8 protein-coding genes and 1 rRNA gene are annotated in these 8,940 nt (G+C 72.5%); 4 read left to right on the top strand and 5 right to left on the bottom strand.

Features of this window, described 5'->3' with window-relative positions:
- Positions 1–87, top strand: a 5S ribosomal RNA gene (gene rrf / locus ACYU7H_RS05095); the annotation flags it as partial.
- Between the two features lie 169 nt (positions 88–256).
- On the opposite strand, the gene ACYU7H_RS05090 is transcribed toward rrf, so the two are convergent.
- The 3 genes from ACYU7H_RS05090 to ACYU7H_RS05080 form a co-directional block, all read right to left on the bottom strand.
- Positions 257–670 carry an MAPEG family protein gene (locus ACYU7H_RS05090; protein ID WP_460812995.1) on the bottom strand — a complete coding sequence of 138 codons (414 nt, stop codon included), beginning with the start codon at positions 668–670 and terminating at the stop codon, positions 257–259.
- An 80-nt stretch (positions 671–750) separates the two neighbouring features.
- The gene (locus ACYU7H_RS05085) at positions 751–2,547 is read right to left on the bottom strand and encodes a M28 family metallopeptidase (protein ID WP_460812994.1); all 1,797 of its coding nucleotides are present in this window, start codon (positions 2,545–2,547) and stop codon (positions 751–753) included.
- A gap of 85 nt (positions 2,548–2,632) precedes the next feature.
- Positions 2,633–3,304, bottom strand: a complete 672-nt coding sequence (locus ACYU7H_RS05080) for a DUF4097 family beta strand repeat-containing protein (protein WP_460812992.1) — start codon at positions 3,302–3,304, stop codon at positions 2,633–2,635.
- Positions 3,305–3,470: 166 nt separating this feature from the next.
- On the opposite strand from ACYU7H_RS05080, the gene gpmI reads away from it, so the two are divergent.
- The 3 genes from gpmI to ACYU7H_RS05065 all read left to right on the top strand — a co-directional run bounded on the left by gpmI (position 3,471) and on the right by ACYU7H_RS05065 (position 7,746).
- Positions 3,471–5,003, top strand: coding sequence for a 2,3-bisphosphoglycerate-independent phosphoglycerate mutase (gpmI, locus tag ACYU7H_RS05075; RefSeq protein WP_460812991.1), 1,533 nt, complete (start codon positions 3,471–3,473; stop codon positions 5,001–5,003).
- Complete coding sequence (locus tag ACYU7H_RS05070) at positions 5,003–6,244, top strand: murein hydrolase activator EnvC family protein (RefSeq protein ID WP_460812989.1); 1,242 nt, start codon at positions 5,003–5,005, stop codon at positions 6,242–6,244. The genes gpmI and ACYU7H_RS05070 overlap by 1 nt, the downstream gene beginning before the upstream one ends.
- Positions 6,245–6,369: 125 nt before the next feature.
- Complete coding sequence (locus tag ACYU7H_RS05065) at positions 6,370–7,746, top strand: S41 family peptidase (protein WP_460812988.1); 1,377 nt, start codon at positions 6,370–6,372, stop codon at positions 7,744–7,746.
- A 7-nt stretch (positions 7,747–7,753) separates the two neighbouring features.
- Here ACYU7H_RS05065 and ACYU7H_RS05060 read toward each other — a convergent pair whose 3' ends face one another.
- Both ACYU7H_RS05060 and ACYU7H_RS05055 read right to left on the bottom strand, forming a co-directional pair.
- Entirely contained in the window at positions 7,754–8,074 is a 321-nt protein-coding gene (locus ACYU7H_RS05060; protein WP_460812986.1) for a DUF1820 family protein, read from the bottom strand.
- Between the two features lie 28 nt (positions 8,075–8,102).
- Positions 8,103–8,798, bottom strand: a complete 696-nt coding sequence (locus tag ACYU7H_RS05055) for a rhomboid family intramembrane serine protease (RefSeq protein WP_460812985.1) — start codon at positions 8,796–8,798, stop codon at positions 8,103–8,105.
- Positions 8,799–8,940 lie beyond the last annotated feature (142 nt).

The raw sequence follows: 8,940 nt of genomic DNA, 5'->3' as shown, positions 1-8,940 counted from the left end.
ACCCGATCCCATCCCGAACTCGGAAGTGAAACGCAGCCGCGCCGATGGTAGTGTGCATCCGCATGCAAGAGTAGGTCATCGCCAGGAGCTTCATACCAAAAACCCCGCCCAAAAGGCGGGGTTTTTCTTTGCGCCGACGTGATAATCGGAAAGGCGACCAGTGTGGAAACTCGCTGGAAAGCTCCGCATTAACCCGGCGCTCGACGCGGGAGTATGCCGCTTGCCGCATGCCCGGAATTGCGCCGCGCGCCCGAAGTCAGCTGGCGGTCGCCAGCGACAGCGCCGCGAGGGCCATCAGTCCAAGCGCGCACAGGAATCCCCCGGTCCACGCGGTGCTGCGCAGCAGGTGCCGCCCGGACAGGTAGAACAGCCCGTGCAGGATGCGGAAGGCGATGAAGCCAACCGCCAGCATCGCCACCAGTCCCTCGCCCACGCCGGCGAATTGCGCCATCAGCACGCCCGCGGCGAAGGGCGCGAATGCCTCGAATGCATTCAGGTGCGCGGCGTGCGCGTGGTGCACGCGCGGATCCTCCTGGCGGGCGAGCCAGCCGCGCGGATCGCGGTTGTCATACCGCCGGCCGCCCGATTTCGCGATCGCAACCCAGGCGTAGGGAAGGAAGGCGGCAAGCAGCACGCACCAGTAGGCGATGGCCATCGTCGCGGACTCCATGGAAGTTCGCCCGAGCCTAGCCGGAAACGAAGACGGCGCCTTGCGGCGCCGTCCACGTGGTTCGACAGCCGGTGCGGATGTCAGCCCGCGTCGGCCCCGTTGGCGGACGCGTCCGCTTCGTCGGCGTCTTCGGACTCCGGCTTTCCGGCCAGCGACTCCTCCCGCGTCGCGCGGAACGGGTTGCCCTCGTACCACTCGGGCCAGCTGTCGCCCTCGGCGATCTCGCGACCGACCGCGTAAAGGGTCTCCAGGTCCTGGAGCACGCCGGCCAAGTTCCAGTCCGGGTCGAACTCGTCGCCCGGCTTGTGGTAGCGGTCGGCGGTGTAGCGGGCGCCCGCGGCCTTGCCGGCCTCGCTGCCGCCCTCGACCAGGTCGTCGCCACCCTTCGCGTACAGCGACGGCACGCCGGCCTTGGCGAAATTGAAGTGGTCGGAGCGGAAGTAGAAGCCGCCCGCCGGGTTGCTCTCCTCCACCAGGGTGCGCTGCTGCGGGCCGGTGATGCCGGCAAGGATGTCCTCGAGCTCGGAACTGCCCTTGCCCACGACGACCATGTCGTTCGCCGGGCCGTTCACGTTCATCGCGTCGAGGTTGATCGCCGCCACCGTCTTCTCCATCGGGAAGGTCGGGTGCGCCACGTAGTACTTCGAGCCGAGCAGGCCCGACTCCTCCAGCGTCACCGCCAGGAACACCACCGAACGCTTCGGCGCCGGCTCCTGGCCCGCGAAGGCCCCCGCGATCTCGATGATGCCGGCGGTGCCGGTCGCGTTGTCCACGGCGCCGTTGTAGATCTGGTCCTCGCCGTCGGCCGCGCCGTGCGCATCCGCGCCTTCCTCGGCGTGGTTGCCCAGGTGGTCCCAGTGGGCCATGTACACGACCGCCTCGTCGGGCGCCTCGCTGCCGCGCAGCACGCCGATGACGTTGCGCGACGAACTCTGCTCGATCGTGCTGGACAGGTCGAACGAGGCCTTCGCCTTCAGCGGCACCGGCTTGAAGCCGCGCTTGTTGGCGGCCGCGATCATGTCGTCGAGCTCGAGCCCCGCGTCCGCGAACAGCTGCTTCGCCACCTCGCCGGTGATCCAGCCCTGGGCGGGCAGCCGCGGCGCCGGGTCGTCCTCGGGGCGCAGGTCGAACTGCGCGCCGGACCAGGAGTTCTTCACCACGTCCCAGCCGTAGGACGCGCCGGGGGTGTCGTGGATGATGATCGCCGCGGTCGCGCCCTGCCGGGCGGCCTCGTCGTACTTGTAGGTCCAGCGACCGTAGTAGGTCATCCGGTTGCCTTCGAACAGGCCGTCGTCTTCTGCGTGGAACCCGGGGTCGTTGACAAGCATCACGACCGTCTTGCCCTCGACGTCGAGGCCTTCGTAGTCGTTCCAGTCCTGCTCGGGCGCGTTGACGCCGTAGCCGACGAAGACCAGCTCGCTGTCGGCGACCGACACCTCGGCCTCGCCGCTGCGCGTGTTCAGCACCATGTCTTCGCCGAAGGCCAGTTCATGGACCTGGCCGCCGTCGCCGGTGATGGTGAGGGTGGTGGCCGGGTCGGCCGTGGTCGAGACCATCGGCACGGTCTGGAACCAGGTGCCATTCTCGCCACCGGGCGCCAGGCCCAGGCGCTCGTACTGCGCGGCGATGTAGGCGACCGTCTTCTCCTCGCCTGCGCTGCCCGGCGCGCGCCCCTCGAAGTCGTCCGACGACAGGGTGCGCACCATCTCGGCGAAGTCCGCCTCGGTGATCGCGGGGGTGAAGGCGTGGGTGCCGGCGGCGCTGGCGGCCGGCTCGGCCGGCGCGGCCTGCCCGGCCGCGGGGGCCGGGTCGCGGTCGCAGGCGGCGAGCGCGAGCGCCGCGGCGAGTGCGGCGACGGCGTGTCGGGATCGGATCATCGGGGGCTCCACATGCATGGGAACCCCCGATTCTATGCGTTCACGCGGTGGCGCGATGTCGCGGCGCCGCGTGGCGCGCGATGGCTCAGTCGGCCGGGGCGCGGGGCGTGTCGTAGGCCACGGGCGTCGCCCCGGTGACCTGGCCGATGCGGGCGCTCGTGTGCACGTACAGCTTCACTTCGCGCTCGAAGCGCAGCGGGCCGTCGACACGGGCGTCGGGGCCGATCACCACGCGCGGGATGCGCTGCTTGCCGATGGTGATCGGCAGCCAGTTGTTGGACGGCTTCTCGACGGTGATCCCGCCGCGCACGTGCGAGCCGACGCCGACGGTGATGTCGCCGTTGACCGTGGCGATGGCGCCGGCCAGCTCCGTGCGGACCAGGCCGATCGCGCCGTTGACCGTCTCGATGTCGTCGCCGACGCGCCCGTGGCCGCCGACGAAGATCCCGCCGTTGACCGTGGTGAGGTCGCCGCGCACCGTCACGTTCTCGCCCAGGCGGATGCCGCCGTTGACCGTCTCGGCCGACCCGACCGAGGCGTCGTCCGCGATGCGGATCGATCCATTGACCGTCTCGGCATCCTGCACCGTGGCACCGGCTTCGATCCGGATGCTGCCGTTGACGGTGGTCAGGCTGCCGTAGGCCTGGCCGGCGGCCGCCTCGATGCTGCCGTTGACCTTGTCGACGTCGGTCTGCGCGAAGGCGGGCGTGGCCGCGACGAGCAGCGCGGCGGCGAGGGCGAGGGCGGTGCGGGTCATGGAATTCTCCGTCGGGATGGCGCGGCGGGACGCAGGGGAGGGCAGGCGTCGCCCGGGTACAATCGCACCGCACCGCGCCGCGGTCACCTGTCTGAAGTCACTGGGAAGATCGACCGTGCCCGAACGCTCCACGCAAGCGCCCGGAAGCGCGCCCCCGCGTCCCGTCGTGCTGCCGCGCCCCATCGTCCTGCTGATCCTCGACGGATGGGGCCATCGCGACGACCCGGCCGACAACGCCCTCGCGCAGGCCGAGCTGCCGAACTGGACCCGCCTGTGGTCCGGGGCGCCGCATGCGCTGATCCACACCGAGGGCCGCCACGTCGGCCTGCCGGACGGCCAGATGGGCAATTCCGAGGTCGGCCACATGAACCTGGGCGCCGGTCGCATCGTCTACCAGGACCTGACGCGCATCGACGCCGCGATCGAGGATGGCGGCTTCTTCGACAACCCCGAATTGCGTGGCGCCTGCGAAGCGGCGCGCGAATCCGGCGGCACGCTGCACCTGATGGGGCTGGTTTCGCCCGGCGGCGTGCACAGCCACGAGCGGCACCTGCACGCGATGCTCGAGCTCGCGCGTCGCGCGGGCGTGGAACGCGTCGCGGTGCACGCGTTCCTGGACGGGCGCGACACGCCGCCGCGCTCGGCGAAGCCGAGCCTCGAGGCACTCGAAGCCGTCTGCGCCAGGGCCGGCAACGCCCGCGTCGCCAGCGTCGCCGGCCGCTACTTCGCCATGGACCGCGACAAGCGCTGGGACCGCGTGCGCCGTGCGTGGGACGCCATCGTCGAGGCCCGTGCGGACCACGCCGCCACGTCCGCCACCGCAGCGCTCGAAGCCGCCTACGCGCGCGACGAGGGCGACGAGTTCGTGGCCCCCACCGTGGTCGATGGCGGCGCGCCGGTGCGCGACGGCGATGCGATGGTCTTCATCAACTTCCGCGCCGATCGTGCCCGCCAGCTCACCGCCGCCTTCGTCGATCCCGGCTTCGACGGCTTCCACGCGCGCCGGCCCGCGCTGTCGCGCTTCGTGTGCCTGGCCGAGTACGACGCGCGCCTGCCGGCCCCCGTCGCCTATCCGCCCGAGGAACTGCGCAACACCCTCGGCGAGGTGCTGGCCGCGCAGGGCATGCGCCAGCTGCGCATCGCGGAGACGGAGAAGTACGCGCACGTCACCTTCTTCTTCAGCGGTGGCCGCGAAGCCGAGTGGGCGGGCGAGTCACGCGTGCTGGTGCCCAGCCCGAAGGTGGCCACCTACGACCTGCAACCGGAGATGAGCCTGCCGGAGCTCACCGACCGCCTGGTGGCGGAGATCGAAGGCGGCGCGCAGGACGTGGTGGTGTGCAACATCGCCAACCCCGACATGGTCGGCCACACCGGGGACCTGGCCGCCGCGGTCAAGGCGGCCGAGGCGGTGGACCACGCCCTGGGCCGCATCGAGGCCGCGGTCCGCGCCGCGGGCGGCGCGTTGCTGGTGACCGCCGACCACGGCAACCTCGAAATGATGCGCGACCCGGAGACCGGCCAGCCGCATACCGCGCATACGGTCGGCCCGGTGCCGTTCGTGTACGCCGGCCCGCGCGATGCGCGGGTGCGCGAGGGCGGCGCGTTGCGTGACGTCGCCCCGACCATCCTCGACCTGCTCGGCCTGCCTTGCCCGGACGAGATGAGCGGGCGCAGCCTGCTGGTGGCGCCGGCCGGCTGATGGCTCCGCGCCTCCCCGCCTTCGCCCGCCACGGCCTGCTCGCCGGGCTGGCACTCGCGCTGCTCGCGGGCATGCCACTCGCCGCGCAGGACCAGGCCGAGGCGACGAAACGCCTCGAGCGCCTGCGTGGGGAACTCGCGACGATCGCGGCCGACCGGCGCAAGCTGGAGAACGCCCGCGGCGAAGCCGCACGCGACCTGCGCGCGGCGGACGAGGCGGTCGCGAAGGCGGCCCGCGCCGCGGCGGAGACCCAGGCGGCGATCGCAGCCGAACGCGCCGCGCTGGCCGACCTCGAACCCCGGCGCGCCGCGATGCGCGAGGACCTGTCCGCGCAGCGCGCGACGCTCGCCACCCTGCTGCGTTCGGCCTACACGCTCGGCGACGACGCGCCGCTGAAACTGTTGCTGGCGCAGGACCGCGTCGCCGACGGACAACGCCTGCTCGCCTGGCACGGCTACCTGCAGCGCGACCGTGCCCGCCGCATCGCGCGGCTCGCGGAGGAACTGAAGGCGCTCGCCGCGCTCGAGCGCGAGATCGCCGCGCGGCAGGCCCGGCTGGAAACCGCGCTCGAAGGCCAGCAGGCGCGGGTGGCGGAACTCGAATCCGCGCGCGAAGCCCGCGCGGACGTCCTCGCGGACGTCGAGGGCCGGTACCGCGACCGCGCCGCGCGCGAGAAGGCGGTGGGACGGGATGCGAAGGCCCTCGAGCAGTTGCTGGCGAAGCTGCGCGCCGCGGCCGAACGCGCCGAGCGCGAGCGGCGCGAACGGGAGCGCCGGGAACGCGAGCGCGCCCTGGCCGCCCGCCAGGAGCCGCCCGCGGCCCCGCGGACGGCGCCCGCCCTCGCCAGCGGCCCGGCCCTCAGCACGGCCATGGGCTGGCCGCTCGCGGGCACGATGATCGCCGGCTTCGGCGGCACCCTTCCGGATGGCCGCCGCAGCGACGGCGTCCTGATCGGCGCGGCGGCCGGAAGCGAGGTCGCCACGGTCGCCGACGGCCAGGTCGTGTTCGCGGACTGGATGAACGGCTACGGGATGATCCTGATCGTCGACCACGGCGGCGGCGTCATGAGCCTGTACGCCCACAACGACGCCCTGCTGCGCGACGCGGGCGACCATGTGTCGAAGGGCGATGCCGTCGCCCGCGTCGGCAATTCCGGCGGGCAGGGACGGCCGGCGCTCTATTTCGAACTGCGCCGCGCCGGCAAGCCGGTCGATCCCAAGGCCTGGCTGAGGGGCCGCTGAGCGCCCCGGGCGGGGCGGCACCGCGCCCCGGCGGGTGGTCGGCTATGGTGGACGGCCGGGCCGGGCCATCGGGTCCGGCCCGTCCACACGCGCGTCCGCGCGCGCCGAATATCCGGAGCCAGTCCATGCGCACGAAGTCCCCCGCCCGCCTGCTGGTGCTGTCGCTGGCCCTGTCCGTCGCGCTCGCCGCCAACGCGCAGACGACCGGCCCGGACGGGCACGCCGACCAGGTGGACCCGGCCGGGGACGTCCAGCCGGAGGATGCGGAGGCGGATGCCGGCGCGTCCACCATTCCACTCGACGAGATCCGTCGCTACGTCACCATCTACAACGCGATCCGGGAGGCGTACGTCGACCCGGTCGGCGACCGCGAACTGATGGACGCGGCGATCCGCGGCCTCCTGCTCGACCTGGATCCGCACAGCGCCTACCTCGAGCGCCAGGCCACCGAGGCCTTCACCGAGAACACCACCGGCGCCTACGACGGCATCGGCGTCGAGCTGGTCCGGCAGGCCGACGGGACGCTGCTGATCATCGCCCCGATCGACGACACGCCCGCCGCGCGGGCGGGCATCAAGGCCGGCGACGTGGTGGTCGCGATCGACGGCGAGCCGCTCGCGCCCGGCGACGACCGGTCCGAGCCGCTGCGCGGCGCACGGGGGTCGGAGGTGGTCCTCACGCTGCAGCGCGAGGGGCGCGACGCACCGTTCGACGTCACCGTCGTGCGCGACACGATCCGCGTGGCGAGCGTGCGCGGCAGGATGCTCGAGCCGGGCTTCGGCTACATCCGCATCAGCACGTTCCAGGCCGACACCGGCAACGATTTCGCGACGCGCCTGAAGGCGCTGCAGGGCGAGGCCGGCGGCGCGCTGCGTGGCCTGGTGATCGACCTGCGCAGCAACCCCGGGGGCCTGTTGACCACCGCGGTGCAGGTCGCCGACGAACTGCTCGACGACGGCGTGATCGTCAGCACGCGCGGCCGCCTCCCGGTCAGCGACACGCGCTTCTCGGCCACGCCCGGCGACCGGCTCGCCGGCGCGCCCGTCGTCGTCCTGGTGGACGCCGGCTCGGCGAGCGCGGCGGAAGTGCTCGCCGGCGCGTTGCGCGACCACGAGCGCGCGCGCATCGTCGGCAGCCGCACCTTCGGCAAGGGGTCCGTGCAGACGCTGCTTCCGCTCGAGAACGGCGACTCGGTCAAGCTCACGACGGCCCGTTACTACACGCCCGACGACATCTCCATCCAGGCACGCGGCATCACCCCCGACGTCGTGCTGCATGCCGGGACGGCGGACGCCGGGGACGCGCCGGCCGGCAACGGTAACGGCAATGGCAATGGCGGGGGCCGCGTGGCCAGCGAGGCCAGCCTGCCACGGCATCTCCGCCCGGACGGCGAGGCCGACTCGACCGGACCCGGCGAGGTACTCGAGGGACAGGCGCCGATCGACGCCGCGCTCGCGGAGCTGCGGAAGATGGCGGGCGCGGGCGGTACCGCTGCGCGCTGAGCTCGCGTCAGCGCGGCCGCGCGGGCAGCGGGAAGGGCGTGACCACCTTCTCGCCGGTGGCGGCATCGCGGATCGCCGCCGTCCCTTTCCGCTCGACCTCCTCGATCCGCACGATGCTGTGCATCGGCAGGTGCAGCATGCGGGTGCCTGCGAACTCGTCGCGCAGCCGCTCCTCGGTGGGGTCCACGACCACCCCCGCGTTGACGTCGAACACCAGGTCGCCCACCTCGGTGAAGCCCCAAAGCGCGCCCGACGCGACGTGCCGGGCGTACAGCTCGTACACCTTGCCGGCGTTGAGGAAGGTCACCTTGTAGAGGGGCTTGGCCATGCCGCGGATTATAGGAGTGCCCCGGGGGTCAGGGGCCCTGGCGTTGCCGTCGCATGCGTCGCGTGATCCCGCGCCGGGCCAGCAACGCGAACACCACGCCGAACCCGAAGCCGCCCAGGTGCGCCGCCCACGCCACCGCGCCGAGCTCCGGGCCGAAGAAGGTGAAGACCAGCTGCAGCAGCGCCCAGACACCGATCAGCAGCGCCGCGGGCGCGCGGACGAACTGGAGGAACAGCCCGAGCGGCACGACCACCCCGAGCCGGGCGGTCGGGAACAGTGCCAGGTACGCGCCCATCAGGGCCGAGATCGCGCCGCTGGCACCGATGATGATGCGGTCGGGCGACTGCACGCTCGCCACGGCCGCGAGGTTCGCGACCGCGCCGCCGGCGAGGAAGAGCAGGAGCAGGCGCCACGGGCCCATGGTGCGCTCGGCCGGCCAGCCGAAGATCAACAGGAACCCCACGTTGCCGAGCAGGTGCGCAAGGTCGACGTGCAGCAGCAGCGCGGTGACGAGTCGCGCCACGCTGCCGTCGACGAAGGCCTGGCGAAGATGGTCGTCGGAGAGCAGTGCGCCCGACAGCGCGCCCCACTCGAGCAGCAGCGCGCCCTGCGCGTCGCGGTCCAGTCCCAGGGCCCACAGCCAGCCCGCCACCAGCACGGCGGCCAGCAGCGGCGTCGCCCAGCGCCAGCGCGCCTTGGAGCGGGAAGGGATGGCCACGAACATGGGGCGTCGACCGACTCCTGTCGGGTCCGGGAAGATGAATGGGCGGGTGCGCGCAGGATCGCCGCGAAGGGCGCGGGGATTGTTAGCTTCGCGTAAAACCGCGCGCTATATTGCATACGCCTACGTACGTCGGCCAGCGCGT

This window comes from Luteimonas pelagia (genome assembly GCF_054776035.1).
Note: the sequence above shows the minus strand (reverse complement) of the source record. Positions and strands in the feature narration are given on the sequence as shown.

Coding starts and splice junctions, on each gene's coding strand:
- ACYU7H_RS05090 (WP_460812995.1), bottom strand. CDS start 670: ATGGAGTCCGCGACGATGGCCATCGCCTACTGGTGCGTGCTGCTTGCC.
- ACYU7H_RS05085 (WP_460812994.1), bottom strand. CDS start 2,547: ATGATCCGATCCCGACACGCCGTCGCCGCACTCGCCGCGGCGCTCGCG.
- ACYU7H_RS05080 (WP_460812992.1), bottom strand. CDS start 3,304: ATGACCCGCACCGCCCTCGCCCTCGCCGCCGCGCTGCTCGTCGCGGCC.
- ACYU7H_RS05070 (WP_460812989.1), top strand. CDS start 5,003: ATGGCTCCGCGCCTCCCCGCCTTCGCCCGCCACGGCCTGCTCGCCGGG.
- ACYU7H_RS05065 (WP_460812988.1), top strand. CDS start 6,370: ATGCGCACGAAGTCCCCCGCCCGCCTGCTGGTGCTGTCGCTGGCCCTG.
- ACYU7H_RS05060 (WP_460812986.1), bottom strand. CDS start 8,074: ATGGCCAAGCCCCTCTACAAGGTGACCTTCCTCAACGCCGGCAAGGTG.
- ACYU7H_RS05055 (WP_460812985.1), bottom strand. CDS start 8,798: ATGTTCGTGGCCATCCCTTCCCGCTCCAAGGCGCGCTGGCGCTGGGCG.